Annotated in this window: 18 protein-coding genes, 1 tRNA gene and 1 pseudogene; 11 read left to right on the top strand and 9 right to left on the bottom strand. The window is 63.6% G+C overall.

Annotation, left to right across the window (positions count from 1 at the left end; translation table 11 throughout):
- Positions 1-47: 47 nt before the first annotated feature.
- Positions 48-119: transfer RNA gene (locus tag Har1131_RS07765), tRNA-Ala, on the bottom strand.
- A 210-nt stretch (positions 120-329) separates the two neighbouring features.
- Between Har1131_RS07765 and Har1131_RS07760 the strand changes: the two genes are divergently transcribed.
- The 5 genes from Har1131_RS07760 to Har1131_RS07740 are packed head-to-tail and all read left to right on the top strand — an operon-like array spanning position 330 to position 3661.
- Positions 330-935, top strand: coding sequence for a hypothetical protein (locus Har1131_RS07760; RefSeq protein WP_050036754.1), 606 nt, complete (start codon positions 330-332; stop codon positions 933-935).
- A gap of 1 nt (position 936) precedes the next feature.
- A complete protein-coding gene (locus tag Har1131_RS07755; protein ID WP_014040763.1) occupies positions 937-1524 on the top strand; it encodes a hypothetical protein in 588 nt (195 codons plus the stop codon).
- Positions 1512-2492: a hypothetical protein gene (locus Har1131_RS07750; RefSeq protein ID WP_014040764.1), complete on the top strand. Its 981-nt coding sequence runs from the start codon at positions 1512-1514 to the stop codon at positions 2490-2492. The genes Har1131_RS07755 and Har1131_RS07750 overlap by 13 nt, the downstream gene beginning before the upstream one ends.
- A complete protein-coding gene (locus tag Har1131_RS07745; protein WP_008313095.1) occupies positions 2482-2925 on the top strand; it encodes a hypothetical protein in 444 nt (147 codons plus the stop codon). The genes Har1131_RS07750 and Har1131_RS07745 overlap by 11 nt, the downstream gene beginning before the upstream one ends.
- Positions 2918-3661 (top strand): hypothetical protein, encoded by a 744-nt coding sequence (locus Har1131_RS07740; protein WP_008313093.1) that lies wholly within the window; start codon positions 2918-2920, stop codon positions 3659-3661. The genes Har1131_RS07745 and Har1131_RS07740 overlap by 8 nt, the downstream gene beginning before the upstream one ends.
- Positions 3662-3669: 8 nt before the next feature.
- Here Har1131_RS07740 and Har1131_RS07735 read toward each other — a convergent pair.
- Together Har1131_RS07735 and Har1131_RS07730 are read right to left on the bottom strand one after the other, a co-directional pair.
- Positions 3670-5405 (bottom strand): annotated as a pseudogene (locus Har1131_RS07735) (polymer-forming cytoskeletal protein).
- A gap of 108 nt (positions 5406-5513) precedes the next feature.
- Positions 5514-7244 carry a hypothetical protein gene (locus Har1131_RS07730; RefSeq protein WP_225308097.1) on the bottom strand — a complete coding sequence of 577 codons (1731 nt, stop codon included), beginning with the start codon at positions 7242-7244 and terminating at the stop codon, positions 5514-5516.
- Positions 7245-7613: 369 nt separating this feature from the next.
- On the opposite strand from Har1131_RS07730, the gene Har1131_RS07725 reads away from it, so the two are divergent.
- From Har1131_RS07725 to Har1131_RS07710, 4 genes are read left to right on the top strand one after another with little or no spacing between them, the layout of a single operon-like run.
- On the top strand, positions 7614-8084 hold the full coding sequence (locus Har1131_RS07725) for a 30S ribosomal protein S15 (protein ID WP_008313088.1): 471 nt from the start codon (positions 7614-7616) through the stop codon (positions 8082-8084).
- The gene (locus tag Har1131_RS07720; protein ID WP_151145785.1) at positions 8085-9206 is read left to right on the top strand and encodes a hypothetical protein; all 1122 of its coding nucleotides are present in this window, start codon (positions 8085-8087) and stop codon (positions 9204-9206) included.
- On the top strand, positions 9203-9433 hold the full coding sequence (locus tag Har1131_RS07715; protein ID WP_050036758.1) for a KEOPS complex subunit Pcc1: 231 nt from the start codon (positions 9203-9205) through the stop codon (positions 9431-9433). The genes Har1131_RS07720 and Har1131_RS07715 overlap by 4 nt, the downstream gene beginning before the upstream one ends.
- Complete coding sequence (locus tag Har1131_RS07710; RefSeq protein WP_050007149.1) at positions 9426-10067, top strand: 30S ribosomal protein S3ae; 642 nt, start codon at positions 9426-9428, stop codon at positions 10065-10067. The genes Har1131_RS07715 and Har1131_RS07710 overlap by 8 nt, the downstream gene beginning before the upstream one ends.
- 194 nt (positions 10068-10261) lie before the next feature.
- Here Har1131_RS07710 and Har1131_RS22685 read toward each other — a convergent pair whose 3' ends face one another.
- From Har1131_RS22685 to Har1131_RS07695, 3 genes are all read right to left on the bottom strand, one after another.
- On the bottom strand, positions 10262-10549 hold the full coding sequence (locus tag Har1131_RS22685; RefSeq protein WP_369804294.1) for a plastocyanin/azurin family copper-binding protein: 288 nt from the start codon (positions 10547-10549) through the stop codon (positions 10262-10264).
- Between the two features lie 232 nt (positions 10550-10781).
- Positions 10782-11927 carry a 5-(carboxyamino)imidazole ribonucleotide synthase gene (locus Har1131_RS07700; RefSeq protein ID WP_050007150.1) on the bottom strand — a complete coding sequence of 382 codons (1146 nt, stop codon included), beginning with the start codon at positions 11925-11927 and terminating at the stop codon, positions 10782-10784.
- Positions 11928-11952: 25 nt separating this feature from the next.
- Complete coding sequence (locus Har1131_RS07695) at positions 11953-13926, bottom strand: flippase activity-associated protein Agl23 (RefSeq protein ID WP_151145774.1); 1974 nt, start codon at positions 13924-13926, stop codon at positions 11953-11955.
- A 151-nt stretch (positions 13927-14077) separates the two neighbouring features.
- Between Har1131_RS07695 and ribH the strand changes: the two genes are divergently transcribed.
- Both ribH and Har1131_RS07685 read left to right on the top strand, forming a co-directional pair.
- Positions 14078-14491 carry a 6,7-dimethyl-8-ribityllumazine synthase gene (gene ribH / locus Har1131_RS07690; protein WP_050007152.1) on the top strand — a complete coding sequence of 138 codons (414 nt, stop codon included), beginning with the start codon at positions 14078-14080 and terminating at the stop codon, positions 14489-14491.
- Complete coding sequence (locus Har1131_RS07685; RefSeq protein WP_064287604.1) at positions 14488-15648, top strand: pyridoxal phosphate-dependent aminotransferase; 1161 nt, start codon at positions 14488-14490, stop codon at positions 15646-15648. The genes ribH and Har1131_RS07685 overlap by 4 nt, the downstream gene beginning before the upstream one ends.
- Before the next feature lie 320 nt (positions 15649-15968).
- Here Har1131_RS07685 and Har1131_RS07680 read toward each other — a convergent pair whose 3' ends face one another.
- The 3 genes from Har1131_RS07680 to Har1131_RS07670 form a co-directional block, all read right to left on the bottom strand.
- Positions 15969-16679, bottom strand: a complete 711-nt coding sequence (locus tag Har1131_RS07680) for a hypothetical protein (RefSeq protein WP_225308096.1) — start codon at positions 16677-16679, stop codon at positions 15969-15971.
- A 94-nt stretch (positions 16680-16773) separates the two neighbouring features.
- Positions 16774-17202 carry an adenylyltransferase/cytidyltransferase family protein gene (locus Har1131_RS07675; RefSeq protein ID WP_064287605.1) on the bottom strand — a complete coding sequence of 143 codons (429 nt, stop codon included), beginning with the start codon at positions 17200-17202 and terminating at the stop codon, positions 16774-16776.
- On the bottom strand, positions 17199-17696 hold the full coding sequence (locus Har1131_RS07670) for a Mov34/MPN/PAD-1 family protein (RefSeq protein WP_014040778.1): 498 nt from the start codon (positions 17694-17696) through the stop codon (positions 17199-17201). Before Har1131_RS07670 ends, Har1131_RS07675 begins: the two co-directional genes overlap by 4 nt.
- Positions 17697-17756: the final 60 nt, after the last annotated feature.

Below are 17756 nucleotides of genomic sequence, written 5' to 3'. Positions count from 1 at the left end.
GCTCTCGCCGTGTTATTAATTCCCTGTTTACGACAGTAAAATAAGGATGGACTCGCCGGGATTTGAACCCGGGGCCTCTCCCATGCCAAGGGAGTGATCTACCCCTGATCTACGAGCCCTTGCGTGCATTGTTTGCTTCCCGATGGGATTGCTTAAACCCATCGAAGCACCGGGACATAGAGAACCGGCCCCACGGTCTCGGTTAGGCCAGTACTACATCGGCCTCGTGGAGTGCATAGAAATCTGGTAATTGGAGTTACGGTACGGCCATAATGGCTATAACGACTGAGGCCATCCCTACAGTAATCTCAGTTTAGTGAATCAGGCTCATGAACCGTAGGAGAAACGAGACGCAGTCTAACGACCGGCGTGTCGGCCGGTCACTCTGGATCGAAGAGCACCGGCGCGGGCAGACGACGCTGGACTTCGCGATCGGTATGAGCCTGTTTCTGAGTGTCCTGATATTCATTTTCCTGTTCATTCCGGGGTTGTTGTCGCCGTTTTCTGCGGGGGTTCAGGAGGAGACAGTCACGACCGACAGAGTCGCCGATGGGCTCACAATGGGGATGCTCGGTTCGCCACAGCAGCCGTACGTCCTAGACGAACACTGTACTCGGGAGTTCTTCGCTGGGAACGCACCACCGTCAGGATGTGGCTACGAGTCAGGCGGGAGTGCGGAGGAACGGGTCGGGCTCGACCCGGCTCGGGAGAACGTGAACGTCACAATCCGGGGGAACGCGACGGCAACAGCGGCCTCCGATGAAACGCTCTGCTGGGATGGAGCAACTGAGGAACTCGTTGAAGCTAGTGGTAGTTGTGGGACGGTACTCACTACTGGTGGGAACCCGCCGACAAACAACGACGCGTCGGTCACTGCGTTGCGAGTGGTCTCGTTGAACGGGCAGGATGTCACAGTACGCGTGGTGATGTGGTAGCATGCGCGCGCAGGCACACACGCTCGAAGCCATCGTCAGCGGCATGCTGTTACTCGCGAGCCTGGTGTTCGCGCTGCAGATGACGGCGGTGACGCCGCTGTCCGCGAGCACGTCGAGTCAGCACATCGAGAACCAGCAGCAGGCAATCGGCCACGGCGTCCTCGCCTCCGCGGCGGCAGAAGACGCACTGAAACCGGCTGTGCTCTACTGGGACAACAGCACGGCGCAGTTCCACAACACGGCCGGCGGTCGGGAGTACTACACGAACGGGCCGCCGGACAATCGATTCGGGGAGTTGTTAGAACGCGCGTTCGACCAGCGGGGAATCGCGTACAACGTCTATCTCAGGTTCCAGAACACGCAGGAGCGAACCGTCACGACACGATACATCTACAGCGGCGAACCGAGCGACAACGCGGTGCGTGCGAGCCACACAATCACGCTCATGGACGACGACCACCTGCGTGATGCGGACGGGACGCGCAACAGCACGCGGCTCGGTGACCCAGCGACCGATTATACGGTTTCGGACACTGGAAAGAACGTCTACAACACGGTCAGCGTAGAGGTGGTCGCGTGGCGCATCTGAACGACGACGACCGCGGACAGATAATCCTCATCGCCGCGTTGGCCCTGGCGGTGACGTTCATCGGGCTTGCGCTGGTCGTCAACTCCGCGATCTACACGCAGAACCTCGCGAGTCGGGGCGAGGTCGCCGGGAGCAACGACGCGCTGGAGATGCGGGCGATGGTGGAGACAAACGTCGGGGGCGGCATCACCGCGGCGAACAAGTACAACTACTCGACCCAAACAACACTCGAAACCGGTGTGCGTGAGAGCATCGGGACCGTCAGTACACAGACGGAACGCCAGCGGGTCACGAGCGGGACGCTGGTGAACGTCACACTCGCCGGCCCGCCGACCTACGGCACGCGGATCGCCCAGACCAACACGTCATTGTTCGAATCCGGCGAGGCGACACCGAGCGCCGATTGGATGGTCAGAGAGCGGGTCACGCGCCCGGGTGACGGAACGAACGCGACCAGACGGTTCGTCATCAACGCGACACAGCTCCCCAGTTCGGGAAGTGAGTTCGTCGTCGTAGCGAACGGCACCGGCGGCAACCCGAAATGGACGATGCGGGTCTGGGGTGACGTCGGACCCAGCGGGACGGTCAACGTGGAAGTCGACACACCGAGTGGCACACAGACGTGTGCTGTCCCTATCGAGGAGCCGTACGCCCACATCGACGTGACCGGCGGAACAGTCCAGGGCGAGCCGTGTCTCGCGCTCCAGGGCGGGAGCTTCGACGGGCGGTTCGCTCACGGTGTCGGCGACGAATACAACATCAGCTACGAGTCGGGCGACCAGATCAGGGGGAACTACTCGATGGTTGTCCGCGATAGCAAGCGGGCCTACACGCTCGATACAGCGCCCGCGTCGCCGTTCAGCACAACCGCAATCTACGATGTGACCGTCCGCTACCGCTACGACACGTCGAACCTCCGGTACGAGGCAAAGATACGGGTGGCCCCGGGTGAGCCAGATGCGTCGTAACCGTGCCGTCTCAACGACGCTGAGCTACACGCTGAGCCTGGCCATCGCCTCGATTCTGGTGTCCGGGCTCCTCATTGCCGGCGGCAACTTCGTCGAGAATCGGCAGGAGCAGGTCATCAGGGACGAACTCGAAGTCGTCGGACAGCAGGTCGCCGCCGACATCGCCCGTATCGACCGGCTGGTGGTCGCTGCCGACGACGACCCGACTGCGCGGCTGAATCACACGTTCCCGGCGCGGGTGAGTGGAACCGGCTACCGGGTTTCGATTGACGCCGGCGCCGATGAACTCGCGCTCGAATCGACGTCGCCGGACGTGTCGGTGACTGTGTTGCTCAAAACCCGGACAGACCTAGGGGACTCCAGTGCTGGCGGCGGTGTTATAACCGTGTTCTACGACGAATCGAACGATCAACTGGAGGTGCGAGATGGCTGACCGCGCCGTAAGTGAGGTGCTGAGCTTCGCCCTGGTGTTCAGCCTCATCGTGGCATCGATAATACTCGTCTCAGTGAGCGGGCTGGGGGCGTTACAGAACGCTCGGGACGCGGAGCAGATGGAGAACGCCGAACGGGCGTTCGACGTGCTCTCCGACAACATCGCGGACCTCCACAAACAGGGCGCGCCGAGCCGTGCGACGGAGGTCAGCCTCGGTGAAGCCACGCTCAGGACGGGCGAAAACACGACGATATCGGTACAGGTCCACGACGGGACTGCCCCCAAAGACGTCGGGACCTGGGAGATACGACCGATCATCTACGCCGGCAGCCAGGAGCGAGAGCTCGTCTACGAGGCAGGGGCAGTGTATCGGACGAACCGGGACGGTGGGGTGCAAAAACGGACGCCACCGATACTCGTCTCAGACGACCGCGTGCTCATCACCGTGGTCGGCACGACCGCCAGTGGCCAGCAGAGCCTGGGCGGGTCGACGGTGCTCGTCCGGACGAACCACCGGAGCAGCAACGTCTCGTTCGCCGATACCGGTGGGAACATCGAACACGTCAACGTCAGTGTCGACTCGACTCCACAGCGCGAGGCACTCTGGCAGTCGTACTTCGAGCAGGAAGGGTTCGCCTGTGGGGCCGACGGCTGGTGTAACTTCACGTCGTCTTCCGGCGGCATCCAGCGGACGTACGTCGTCTACCACGACATTGCGGTCGACATCGACCAGTAGCCGGTCGACTACCCGCTGGTCACGTTGATCCGGTTCTTCGAGACGTGGAGGTACGTCAGCCGGATGATGTTTGTGTTCTTCGGGACGGCCCGCTCGTTTCTGAGCGCCCGGTCGTAGTGGACCAGTCCGCCGTTATCCACCGTGACTGACCCGGCGACGAGGCCGCCGTACAGCTCCGCCTTCTTGAGTGAGACGCTGCTGGCACCGACGCCGCCGGCGGGTGCGTAAATCACGCCCTCGAACTGCGGAGTATCGGTGTCCCCCTCGATGACGGCGTCGAAGTCCGACTGACCGTACACCCAGAACTGCTTGGAGTTATTGGCGTTGTCGATGTTGACGTCCCCGGTGCGATAGATGTGGAAGTGGTGACCGCTGGCGGACGTCGCCTCGCCTTTGACGTAGAGGCGGACTTTCCCGCCACCGTTGACTTTTATCTGCCCGTTGTTCTCGATGTAGACGTAGTCCCGGACGGCGATGGTCACGTCGTCACCACCAGTGTTAATCGTCAGCGTCTCGCCGCTCAGTGTCAGGTCTTCTAAGTAGTAGGTGCCTGCGCCCAGCGTCTGGTCGCCGCTGTCGAGCTGGTTCCCCGAAATACTGCTGGTCGCGCCGTTGTCATTGGTATCGCTTGCGTTGGCGACTCGCCGGTTCACCAGGCCGTCGATAGCGCCGGCTCCCTCGACGCCCGAGATCTGTCTGACATCGCCGTTGACAGTGCCCTTGATGTGCTTGGTAGTCGAGTACTCCACGTCACGGGTGACGACGCCGCTTCCCTTGACCTCGACTCTGTCACCGGATCGAACGGAGCCGTCCACCTCGCTGTTTCCTTTCACGTACACGTCACCGGCTGTGGTGATCGTTCCGAACGACCCCCGTGAGGTCGAGTAGTCGCCGACAGACGAGTTGTAGCTGTCCGTTCGAGCGGGGTCGGTACCGCTACCGGAGAGCGTAATCTGTCCGCCGGCGGACGTGGCCGCGACGGCGCTCGTCACTTCTCGCGGCCCCGTCGGCACGACCAGCGTCGTGGTCACGCTGTCGTTTTCGTGGTCGTAGTACGCGTCACCGTCGGTCCGCTCTTCGAAGTAGCGCCCCCATGACCGGTAGTACTCGCTCTGGACGGTGATGTTGACCGTCCCGGTATCCAGCGGATTGATGTTCCCAGCTGCCTGGTCGGGATACACCTGCGTCGTGCCGTCCTTCGAGATGCTCGCCCGTGAGCCAAGCGAGCGGTCACCGCGGACGGTGATGAGTGGGAGCGTCAGCGTCGCGTCGCGGTAGTAGAACTCCGGCGGTGAAACCATGACACTGCCGCTGTCGGAGCGCCGCCACACCCCGCCGCCCTGATAGGCGACTTCCTGGTTCCCGTTTTCGTAGACAACCGCGCCGAGGCGCTCGTCCATCAGCGTGACGGTGGTCGGGGCGAAGCAGAGTGGTTGGTGATATTGACGGTCATCCGACCGGCAGTGTCGTCGATTCGGTACGTGGATCTGTCCGTCCCGACGAGAGACACCCGCTGGCTGTCGGCGTTCCCAAGCGCCACCAGGGCCGCCTGGGAATCCAGTTGGGTCATCCCCGTCTCCGCCCGGGAGACGTCGAGCCCGGCCTCAGTATCGACCAGCGCCGTCGCTCCCAGGCTGACAACGACGCTGGAACCGACGATGACGAGACTGAGAACCAGTATCAGCCCGAGCGGGGCTGATTGTGCCCGTTGCTGACCCCGACCCTGACCCCAGGGGAATCGCATTATCCGACAGTAGTTATCACAGCTGATAAGGCTGCTGGCCGTCCCGTCAATAGTCGCTACCAGCGACTGTCTATGGCAGCCACAACAAAAACCGACCGACGCTAAGTGCTACCATTTCTGGTAGTGATGAAGTGAGGTGTGTCGGCGGTCAATTGGACGTGATGTTGACGTCGTTCGTCGAGATGTGGAGATAGGTGATCGCAACCACGCTCGTGTCTTTGGGAATTGTACGCTCTTGTTTGAGTGCCCGGTCAAAGTGGACTCTGCCACCCTTTTCCAGTTCGACTTGGCTGGTGACCGCACCGCCGTAGAGTTCGCTCTTCCATATCTCGAACCTGCTCGTTCCGGTCTTTCCCCCGGCGCGTAGATGACGCCAGTGACTTTGGACTTGTCTGACCCTTTCTTCTCCATCCGGGCCTGGAGATTATCTTTGCCGTAGATCCACACTTGCGTCGACCGCTCACTGACCGCCCCGGTTGTCCTGATCTCACTCGCCCGTGTGAAGAAGTGATAGCCGTCAGCGCTCCCGCCCGACGCGGGCGACTCGCCTTTTACGTAAATCTTCACCTGATTCGGGCCGGACACCGTGATATCGTTTCCGGTGTTGAGGCTCACGTAGTTCTCGACGCCAATGATTACGTTTCCACCAGTCGTGTCGAACTCCACGTCGTCACTGAGGTCGATTCTGTCGACGTGATAGCGGCCCGCGGACAGGGTCGTCGTCCCCTCGGTCCCGTCGATGACGCCGTCGTCGGCTATCGTTCCCCCGTTATCGTTCGACGACGATAGGTCGTCGACCTGTGTGTCGACATGGGAGTTGATATTGGTGGTATCACCGAACGAACTGATCTGCTCGTCGGAACAAGAGCCGGAACACGCTCCGTGTTTGTCGTCGAATGCGTCCGCCCATTCTACCCGGTCACCGTTGAACGTCATCGAGTTACTACTGAATTCGACGCGACCGCCCGAGGTGATGTTTCCATTCAGTTCCGCACTCCCGGTGACGATGACATCACCTGCCGTCGTGAGATCGCCGCCGTCACCGGCCTCGGAGGCGTCGTACCCGTCCCCGTCTGCCGAGGTATAGCTGTCGGTAAATGCATCGTTCCCGCTCAGTTTGATCGACCCGGAATCACTCGTCGCGGCGACGGCGTTCCGGACTTTTCGCGGCCCTGCAGGGACCTTGAGAACGATCGAAACACGACTGCTGTCGGGGTGGTACGTCACATCACCGTCCGTTCGCTCCTCGAAGTACCCGCCCCACGCGCGGTAGTACTCGCTCTGGAGGGTAACGTTGACTTTCCCGTCTTCCAGCGGGTTCGTGAAGTTCGCGTTTCGCGTGGTGTTCGGAAAGTGCGACGTTGTTCGGTTGTGGGTGATCGACGCGCGGTCTCTGATTGTCCCGGACCCGCTCACTGTCACCAGGGGGAGCGTCAGCGTCGCGTCCCGGTAGTGGAACTCGGGCGGGGACACCATCACCGACGTTCCGTCACCGCTGGACCGCCAGACGCCGCCGCCCTGATACGCGAGTCGCGTCTCGTCACTGCCGTGATACGCCACCTCACCCATCGATTCGTTGAATACGGTCGTCCGACTCCCGGACGTTGTATTCTGATAGGAGACGTTCATCCACCCAGCGTCCTCGTCGATACGATAGGTGCTCGAACTGCTCGCAGGAAGTGAGACCTGCTGTACGTCCGTCTGTCCCAGTGCCACGAGCGCGGTTTTGGAATTGAGTTCCGTCAGCGACTTTTCCGTTCGTTCCGCGTCGAGTTGCGTCTGCGTGCTCGTAATTGCGTCAGCACCCAGTGCGACGACCGCCGTCGTCGATATAATCATCACCGCAAAAACCAGCGCTAGCCCGAGCGGAGCACTCTGCCCGCGACTGCCGAGTCTCCGCCCTGCGCTACCCATACTACGCATATCTACTCTAACAACTCACTTAAAGAAGCAGGGCGAGTTATCAATCGTAATACTGTGAAGCCGCTCGGCTGTGAAACGGGTTTCGCGGCTATCCTCGTTTCGAGACGCGACCGGGAAGCGGAACGGTTTAGTCGCGCCCTCTCAGACAGGGAGATGGGAACAGCACGACCGCAAATCTGACTCGCTGTGGACTTTCACAGCTCGGGATTGCGGCCGTGTTCGGCACTGTACAGTGCCAATACGCCTCGTAACGAGAGCGGTTCGTGCGGTTCCAACCAGATTACAATGGCACGAATGCATACACGCCGTCGCGGTTCGTCCGACTCGGACAAACCGGCGGCAGACGAACCCCCGGAGTGGAGCGACGTCGACGAGGACGCCATCGAAGAGCGCGTCGTCGAACTGGCCGAACAGGGCCACTCGCCCAGCGAGATCGGCCTGAAGCTGCGCGACGAGGGCGTTCAGGGCACGCCGATCCCTGACGTCTCGCTCGCGACCGGCAAGAAAGTCACCGAGATCCTCGAGGAGAACGAAGCTGAGCCGGACCTGCCGGAAGACCTTCGGAACCTGCTCGAGCGGGCCGTCCGCCTTCGCGACCACATGGACGAGAACCCCGGTGACTACCAGAACAAGCGTGCGCTCCAGAACACGCAGTCGAAGATCCGACGCCTCATCGACTACTATCGCGGTGACGAGGTCGACGAGGACTTCACCTACAGCTACGACAACGCCGTCGAAGCGCTGGGTCTCGAATAGATGTCGGCGACCGGTCGGGAACCGACGCCAGCCACGTCGCCCGGTGACCTCGCCGGGTCGCTGCGGGAGGCCGCCTTTGTGCGCCTCGTCAGCGACGCGACCGGCGAGGCGCTGGCTGCGACTGGCCTGCTGGCGCGGGCGCTCGGTGACACGCCGTTTCAGGCGAGCGTCGTCCGCCCGTTCGAGGACCCTGACCGGACCACGGAGACCGACATCACTGTCGCCATCGGTCGTACGCAGCCGACTGCCGACGTGACGCTGACCGACCGCGCCGCCGCGACCGCCTTCGAGACCGCTCGCGAACTCGGCACGGCCGACGCCGCGCTCGCCCTGGCTGGCACGATTGCTGCCGGGGACGTTGACGGGACAGTCGCCGAAGCCGCCGAGCAGGCAGGGCTCGACCGCCGACCCGGCGTCGCAGTGCCGGGCACGGACCTCGCGGACGGGCTGGCCCACTCGACGCTGTTTGTCGCGCCCTTCTCGGGCGACGCCGACGCAGCGCGGGCCACGCTCGCCGACCTGGGCCTCGACGCGGACCGGATTCAGTCTGCGGACTTTTCGGCCGACGACCACCGACGCCTCGCGTCGCTGGTCGCCCTGGCCGTCACTGCGGACGCGCCGCCTCGGGCCGCCAATGCGGTCCAGCGCGCGCTCCGACCAACGGTGGGCGGCCCCTTCGAGACGGTCGGCGGCTACGCCGACGTGCTCGACGCCGTCGCTCGGGAAGAGCCCGGCACTGCCGTCGCGCTCGCACTCGGCCACGAGGCCGTCCGCGAGGACGCCCTGGCCGCCTGGCGCTCGCACGCCACGCGCGCCCACGAAGCAGTTTCCGAGGCGACCACAGGGCGGTACGACGGTCTGTTCGTCGCCCGCGGCGACGCGATGCCGACCGGCACCGTCGCCAGACTGTTCGCGGACTTCCGCGCTCCGGAGCCAGTGACGCTCGTCGTCACCGACACGGAGGCCGCGGCCCGCGCCACGGACGGCCGGGACGTCGCCGAAACGATGCACGCTGCCGCCGAGACGGTCGGCGGCGATGCCGTCGGGACCGGCAACCGGGCGCGCGCTCGGTTCGACGCCTCGACGGCCGACTTCATCGAAGCGTTCCGGGAGGCAGTATGAGACGGGCGGAGATTCGCACGACGCACGACTCGCCCGAACGCATCGCACGCGCGGTGCGGCCCGACAACACCGACGAGATGACCACGCGCGTCGAGGGCGACGCGGTGGTCACCACCGTCGAGCGCGACTCGACCGGCGGCCTGCAGGCGACCGTCGACGACTACGTCGTCAACATCCGGGTTGCAGCACAGCTCGCAGACCAACACACACAATCCAATCATGAGTGAACGAAGCGTTTCAAAGCGCGCAGAACAGAAACGGTGGTACACCGTGCAGGCTCCCGAGCAGTTCGACCGGGAGGTTCTCGGTAAGACACCGGCAGACGAACCGGACAAGGTGCTCGGACGCACCATCGAAACAACGCTCGGCGAACTGACCAACGACGCCAGCGAGAACAACACGAAGCTGACCTTCAAGATCAACGAGGTTGCCTCGGACTCAGCGTACACGGAGTTCATCCGCCACGAACTCACGCGGGACTACCTCCGCTCGCTCGTCCGCCGCGGCTCCTCGAAGGTCGAGGCCTACATCACCGTGCTGACCACGGACGACTACCGCGTCCAGATTCAGCCAGTCGCCGTGACGACGAAGAAGGCCGACGCCTCTCAGGAGAAGGCCATTCGCCGGACGATGATCGACCTCGTCCGCGAGACGGCCGAAGACCGCACTTTCGAACAGCTGATCGACAGCGTCGTCGAAGGGCGTCTCTCCTCGGCTATCTACGGCGAGGCCAAGGACATCTACCCGCTCCGACGCGTCGAGATCAAGAAGACCACGCTCGAAGCGCGGCCCGAAGAAGTCGCCGCCGAAGAGGAGACGGCCGTCGACGTGGACGAGGAAGACGTCGACGTCGAAGCCTAACGCGTTCCAGCACCGACGTTCGATTTTTCGGCCGGAGTGAGAGAACGAGCCCTAGCGACGCGGCAGGCGTGAGTCTACTCTCCGACGTATGTTTCACACGACGGACACGAGTTAGCGACCGATACCGCAAAACAGCGCGTAGAAGACCCACTCAGCGCAGACAGGAAAAAGACTCGGCAAAAGCGACAGTGTCGCTACTCGCCGCTCGTCGCCGTTTCGGGGTTTTCGGTCACGACGACGGTCCCGACCATCCCGGCTCGCTCGTGTGGAATACAGAAGTAGGGATGTTCGCCGAGCACCTCGAAGGTGTGGGTGAAATCGTCACCCTCGTACATCGTCCCGCCGGAGGAACTCCCCCAGTTGTCGCGGGCCGCCTGTTCGGTGTCGAAGCCGCCGGAGGCGAAGTAGTCGGCGTCGTCGGGGATGTCGTCCTCGTAGGCCGTGACCGAGTGGCCCTGTTTGCTCGTGTTGAGCCACCGCACGGTCGTCCCCGGTTCGACGGCGATGCGAACCGGGCGAAACGCCTTCGCGGACATCCCCACGTCGTAGTCGGTGTCAGCGCTCCCACCGCCGAGGCAGCCGGCGAGCCCTGCGACCGCCGCCGGGCCGGCCGCACGGAGAAAATCCCGTCGCTCCATACCGTGACTCAGGACCGCATAGTCAAAGACCACTCGGTTCCGGACTGTGGAGAACCCCGGTGTCAGTCCGTCGCGGTCACTCGAAAGTCAGTCCGTCACGGAGGCCGCGCGCGTCGGCGAGCAGGCCGTCGCGGTCGTCAGCCGTCAGCGTTACGTGCCCCATCTTCCGGAGGTCGTACACCTCGCGCTTGCCGTACCAGTGCAGGTGCGCCCGTGGCGTCTCCAGTATCCCGTCTTCGCCCCGCAATGCTGCCGGCTGGCGCTCCGATACGTCCCCGAGGATGTTCGTCGAGACGGTGGGGAACCGCTGGTCGGTCGACCCCAGGGGCCGGCCGGTGACGGCCCGCAGGTGTTGCTCGAACTGCGAGGTGTGACACCCTTCGATAGTCCAGTGGCCGGAGTTGTGCGGTCGCGGCGCGATCTCGTTGAGCAGAATCTCGCCGTCGGTCGTCTCGAACAGTTCGATGCCGAACACGCCGCGGCCGTCCATCACGTCGAGCACGTCGTGCGCGACGTCTCGGGCGTGCTCGCGGACGGCTTTCGATGCTCGCGCTGGCGCGACGGACTCCCGAAGGATCTCCTCGCGGTGGATGGTCTCGGTCACCGGGAACGTATCGCGTTCGTCCGCACCGCGACAGCCCATGACCGCGAGTTCGCGCTCGAAGTCGACCATCTCCTCGACCATCGCGGGGCCGGCGATGTCGTCGACAGCGTCCTCGACGTCTTCCGGGCCTTCGACGCGGATGTTCCCGCGGCCGTCGTAGCCGCCGGTCCGGGCCTTGAGCATCGCGGGGTAGCCCAGTTCCTCGCAGGCCTCACGGAGGTCGGCGGCGGTGTCGACGGCGCGAAACTCGGGGACCGGAACGCCAGCGTTCGACAGCCGGCGCTTCTGGACGAGTTTGTCCTGAATCGTCCGGAGCGTCTCGGGAGCGGGGTGGATCGGCGTTCCCGTCTCCTCGGCGACCCGTTCCAAAACATCGGGGTCGGCCAGTTCGATCTCGAACGTGAGGTAGTCGGCGCGCTCGGCGAGTTCCCGCAAGGTCGCCTCGTCGTCGAAGTCGCCGACGATCTGGTCGCGGACGACCGGTGTTGCCGGACAGTCCGGCGTCGGGTCGGTCACGAGCAGTTCGAGGCCGAGCGGCGCGGCCGCCTCGCCTAGCATCCGGCCGAGTTGGCCACCGCCGACCACGCCGACGGTCGGCCCTGGTGACGTGAGCGTCATACCGCGCGCTTTCACAGCAGCAGTGTTAACCGTTCGGTTCTCGCCCGTAGGACTCGTGGACCCACACCGTCATGTCGTTCGAGCCGTACTTCGTTCGCATTCGGTGGGTTCGGGGTTCGTAGCCGGCGGCTTCGAGCCGTTCGGCGGGGACCGTGCTGTCGATCTGCTGGGTAATGACTATCGGTGGCTGGTCTTCTTGCGTCTGTTCGGCGAGCGTGTCTGGTCGGTTCTCACACGAGACGTTCACGTCCTCGGCCGCGTAGTACCACGGCAGCGGCAGTGAATTGTGCCATTGCAAGCAGGTCGGTCTGGTGTTCCACCACGAGTCGTTCCACTGACCGCGGTCTTCTTTGACGTACGCGTCGTCGCCGTCGTAGGCGTCGCCGCGCTCCCCGTGGTACATCACCACATCGGTGCCGTTTCCGTTGCTCGTCGCGATGCGGTCCATCTCCGCCAGATCGTCGCGGAGCGACTCCTGTGGCTGGGCGTACTGGACCAACGGATTCCCCTCCAGGTGCTCGTTGGTGTACACCCGCGTGGCAGTGGTGTTGACGACGAGGGCCGTAACGAGCAGGACGATGGCAGCGGCGATGGCAGCGCCGGTCACGTCGTCGGTCGACAGCGATTCGTTCCCCCACCGGATCACAGCAGCGAGTCCGACGGCGGCCGGAATCGACAGCGGGACCACGACGTGGACGGCGAGCCACGGCGCGCCGATGTCGGTCCCGATGGGGTAGCCCAGAATCGAGACGTAGCCGCCGTAGGCCGCGAACGGGACGAGGTGGCGCGGCTCGACGGTTCCGAGCCGGTCGAGCGCGTACCCGAACACCGAGAACAGAAGCAGCGGTGCCGCGGTGTAGCCCAGCGCTTTCAACAGTACCTCGTAGTGGCCGTCGACGCTCTCGTAGAACGTTTCGATAGAGTCGACCAGGCCTGTTTCAGTGGTCGTGGCTTTCTCCGAGGCCGGCGAGAACCACTCGCTGTACTGGTCGACGACGCGCTCCCAGGTCACCTGAACGAGCTCCGGGAACAGCGACGGGTTCGTCACGCCGGACCAGAAGTTCACGTCGCCACTGGCGGCCGGCGCTGGCGGGTATTCGATGCCCGCGACGCCGGCCCCGCGGGGCGCGTAGAAGAACAGCGAGACGAAGCCAAACACCAGCGCGGCGAGGATGATGTGACTCGCGTACGCCGCGAGGACGGAGCCGGCGCTGTCGTGGCGGTCGCGGAACGAGCGGACAGTGTTGACGACGAGCGCGATGTCGGCCCGAACGCGGCCCGATATCCGACGCCAGATTGCGCCGACGCTCGGGACGCCACGGAGGAAGCCGACCGCGTCGCGATAGCCGTTGGGGAGGACCAGTACCTTCGCCAACAGGAGGCCGGTCGCGCCGAGCCACGTCAGCACGTAGACGATGGCGTTCTCCTTCGAAGCGAAGCCGAGCGCCATGAACGCCGCGACGCCGTAGAGATAGCGCGCCTTGCGGGTGTCGACGAACCGGACGAGCAGGCCGAAGGCGGCGAACATGAACGCCGCGACCAGCACGTCGCTGCGCATGAACCGCGAGAAGTACAGCAGGACCGGATTGAGCGCGAGAAACGCGGCCATGAGGACAGTCTCGTCTGACCGGAGGTGTTCGCGAAAGAGCAGTGCTGTCAGCGGGAGCAGGCCACCGACAATCGCGACCGGGAGCCGCATCGTGAAGTCAGTCGGCGCGGCGACGGTGAACACCCAGGCGTCGACGTGCTGGATGAACGGGCCGTGGATGATGTATCGGTAGGCGAACGAGCCGGAATCGCGGAGATGCAGCGCCCAGTAGGCCACGCGACCCTCGTCGAAGTGGGCGACGCGGCTCCCGAGCGCCGCGACTCTGAGGACGAGTCCGAGAAGCGTCACGGCGACGACGAGCTTCACGGTGGCGCGGGGGTCGTCCGCGAACCAGGACCGGATCCGGTCCCGGATATCGTGGAGGGCAGACAGCAGGGACGACTCAGCCATATCTGGCTCAAGCACATGGGGCATTAGAATCCTTCTGGTTTCTATAACATGTTTTTAACCTAGCGGGCCACCTCAGATGCCGGCACAGCAGTCTGGAACTACGGAGGCATGGAACGGTAGTTCTTTAGTCGCCCCTGCCCGGGTGTCAGGTATGGTGCAGCTCGGGCTGGTTGTCGCCCAGTATGATAAACACGGGGCCGTTATCGAGGAGATGGAGCACGGGGCTTACGAGGCCGCTGCCAACAATGACGCCGAGATTGTCGCGTCGATTGACGTCCCGGGGTCCTACGATACGCCGCTGGCCGCCGACCGGCTGGCGCGGCGGTCGGATATCGACGCCGTGGCCGTGCTCGGCGCGATTATCAGCGGCGACACTGACCACGACCAGGTCATCGGCAACGCCGCCGCACAGGGGCTGACCGACGTGTCCCTCGACCGCGACACCCCCGTCACGCTGGGCATCATCGGCCCGGGCATGAGCCAGGACGAAGCCGAGGCCCGAACCGACAAGGGAGCCTCGGCCGTCCGGAGCGCAATCGAACTCGCCACTGAACTCGAACAATGACTATGGACTTTGCATCCCGCGTCGAACGTGTAGAACCGAGCGCGACCCTCGCAATCAGCAACAAGGCCGCAGAGCTGGAAGCCGAGGGGAAAGACGTCGTCGACCTGAGCGTCGGCGAACCCGACTTCGACACGCCAGAGAACATCAAAGACGCCGCCAAGGACGCACTTGACGCCGGCCACACCGGCTACACGTCCTCCAACGGCATCCCCGAACTGAAGGAAGCTATCGCCGACAAGCTTCACGAGGACGGCCTCACCCAGTACGACCCGGAGAATCTCATCGTCACGCCCGGCGGCAAGCAGGCACTGTACGAGATCTTCCAGACCATCATCGACGACGGCGACGAGGTCGCCCTGCTCGACCCGGCCTGGGTGTCCTACGAAGCGATGGCGAAACTCGCCGGCGGGACGCTGACCCGTGTCGACACTGCCGCCCACGACTTCCAGCTTGAAGGCGCGCTCGACGACCTCGCCGACGCCGTCTCCGACGAGACGGAACTGCTTGTCGTCAACTCGCCGGGCAACCCCCACGGCGCGGTGTACTCCCGCGATGCGCTGGAGGGCGTTCGTGACCTCGCCGTCGAGCACGACATCACGGTCATCTCCGACGAGATTTACAAAGAGATTACCTACGATGGCGTCGAAGCCGTCTCGCTCGGCACCCTTGAGGGCATGGAGGACCGAACGATAACGCTCAACGGCTTCTCGAAGGCCTACTCGATGACCGGCTGGCGGCTGGGTTACTTCGCGGCCCCGGAAGAACTGGTCTCCCAGGCCGGGAAGGTCCACTCCCACTCCGTCTCGTGTGCCGTCAACTTCGTCCAGCACGCCGGCGTTGAGGCCATCACGAATACCGACGACGCCGTTGAGGAGATGCGCCAGGCCTTCGCCGAGCGCCGCGAGTTCCTCATGGGCCTGTTCGAGGACCACGGCGTCCACGTCCCCGAGCCACAGGGCGCGTTCTACATGATGCCCGAAATCGCACCCGACGGAGACGACACCGAGTGGTGCGACCAGGCCATCTCGGAGGCACAGGTCGCCACCGTCCCCGGGACCGCGTTCGGGACGCCCGGCTACGCTCGCATCTCCTACGCAAACAGCAAGGAGCGCCTGCAGGAAGCCGTCGACCGCCTCGCCGAGGCCGACCTGATCTGACGCGCGAACCGTCGTTTTGCGAACGGTTTTGCCCCGACCACCGTTCGGGAGTCCTACCCGCCCGAGCCAGGCTGGGACTCCGTCGCTGATTCAGGCCCCGACAATCTGACCGTAGCCGTTCCGAACGACGGCGAGTACGCGCTGGCGATTGCGGCCGGCATCGACAGTACCGGTGAGCGCGTCGTCTCAGAGGCGGTTGTTACTGTCGTAAAACGAAGGCTGTGGTTAGACTGGAATCGGGGCCACTCACATCACGCCTCCAAGAACTGTGAGCACCACGTTCGTATCTCGGACTGGAACAGGGAGGGCTACGTCACCGATTACAGTGTCCCGATAGCCCGGTGGCGACGAAACAGGTAGTAGCAGCCGATTATAGGGTACACTATCGGCCCGGGAATCAGGAAAAAGACACCGAGATTGACGTAGTTCCCCGGATTAGGCTGCCACGTCCCGGACTGAAGGCGAACGTAGGTCGCATCGCGGTAGATGGCGACGGAGAACGGTACCGCGGTGAGGATACCGACGCCAATCGAAACAAGTCCGATACCGACGCTTCCGCTCGAAACAAGTACGCCCCCGAGAGCGAGGCAAACGGGCGGCAGCACGGCCCCGATAGCGACAACCGTCCACCACCAGTCCCGGTCGACCCAGTCGACGACATACTGATGGCGTTTGTACAGGTGGTGAAGTTTCATCAGGTAGCCGAGGAAGAAGCCGGCGACCGCATACAGGACTGGATTCGGGTCCCAGTCCACGTCTGCTTCCTGCACTTTCTTTGTATCAAAGTAGAGGAAAACCGGCGTTACGAGCCACGATATCAGTGCCACGACAATGCCACCGAGGTACCAGACGCCGAACGTCCCGAAGATGCTGGCCATCCCGAGGGGCCCGGTACCCACACTCTCGCCCCCTATCCCGACAACGATCAGTCCGAGACCGAGGAATCCAAACAGGAGCGTCGGCAGGAGCAGCAGTATCTCTACAGCGCGGTACGACCGTGAATCGACGTCGTTGACTGTGACCATCCCCATTGTATCGTCCCAACTGGTGATTGCATTAGCGATACAGGGGTGTAAAATAATTTTGCTAATATGCTGATAAGAGTGGGCAGACTACGGAACCGAGTCAGCTACGCTCGTCGACAATCCGGTCGATGATCCGGCCTGTCGACAGGAGCCGGTCAGCCGCCTCGGCTTCCAGCGGGCTGGCCCGGCAGATATCACAGTCGAGGCCCCGGGCGGACAGCGCCGCTTCGAGTTGCTCGTCGTCGTGGTGCTGGTCGTAGCCCAGCGCGATGATGTCCGGTTCGATGCGCTCGATGGGAACGAAGATGTCCTCGGGATGGCCGAGGTGCGCTTTGTCGACCGGTTTGAGCGCGCCGACCATCTCCCGGCGCTGCTCGTCCGGGACGACCGGCGGCTCCTTGTGGGTGACGTTGACCGAGCGGGCGACGATGACGTGCAGTTCGTCGCCCATGTCGGCGGCGTCCTGTAGATAGTGGACGTGGCCCGGATGCAGAATGTCGAACGTTCCCTGTGCGACGACGCGGGTCACTGATCGAACTCCTCCTCACGTAGCTCCGCGTCGATGTCGGCCTGATCGAAATCGAAAAAGGACTCCTCCGGCGGTTCCACGTCGAGCACCGGAAGGTCGACGACCGAGCCGTCGCTGTCGAAGGCCTTCCAGTCGTCGCGACCGTACGGGTAGCCGACGATGATGTGAACGTCGCCGCGGCCGAACGTCGCGAGGTCGGCGTCACTGGGCTTGAGGACGCCGTTCGGGTGCGAGTGAATCGACCCCGCTGCTCGCATGTCGTTCGGAACCATGCTCGTCTTGACAGTCGCACTGACCGGGTTCGACTCCGTCCCCGGAATGACCAGAACATCGGTCAGAACGGTCCCGTCGTCGTCGAGCCCGAGCTTGCTGGCGTCATCGCCCCTGAGAAAGCCCATATACTCGTTGGGATGGGCCTCCTCAGAGGCTGCGAGCGCGAACTCGAGTGCGGACTCCGCAATCCCGAGTATCCCGCTCGTTCGGAACAACCCCATACCACGCAGTCGGGTCGGACGCTTTTTACGCGTTGTGTTCGTCCCTCCGCGGATTCCGAA

It is taken from the genome of Haloarcula sp. CBA1131, from assembly GCF_008728975.1.
GTDB lineage: Archaea > Halobacteriota > Halobacteria > Halobacteriales > Haloarculaceae > Haloarcula > Haloarcula hispanica.
The sequence above is the reverse complement of the archived record's forward strand: the minus strand, read 5'-3'. Positions and strand labels throughout refer to the sequence as shown.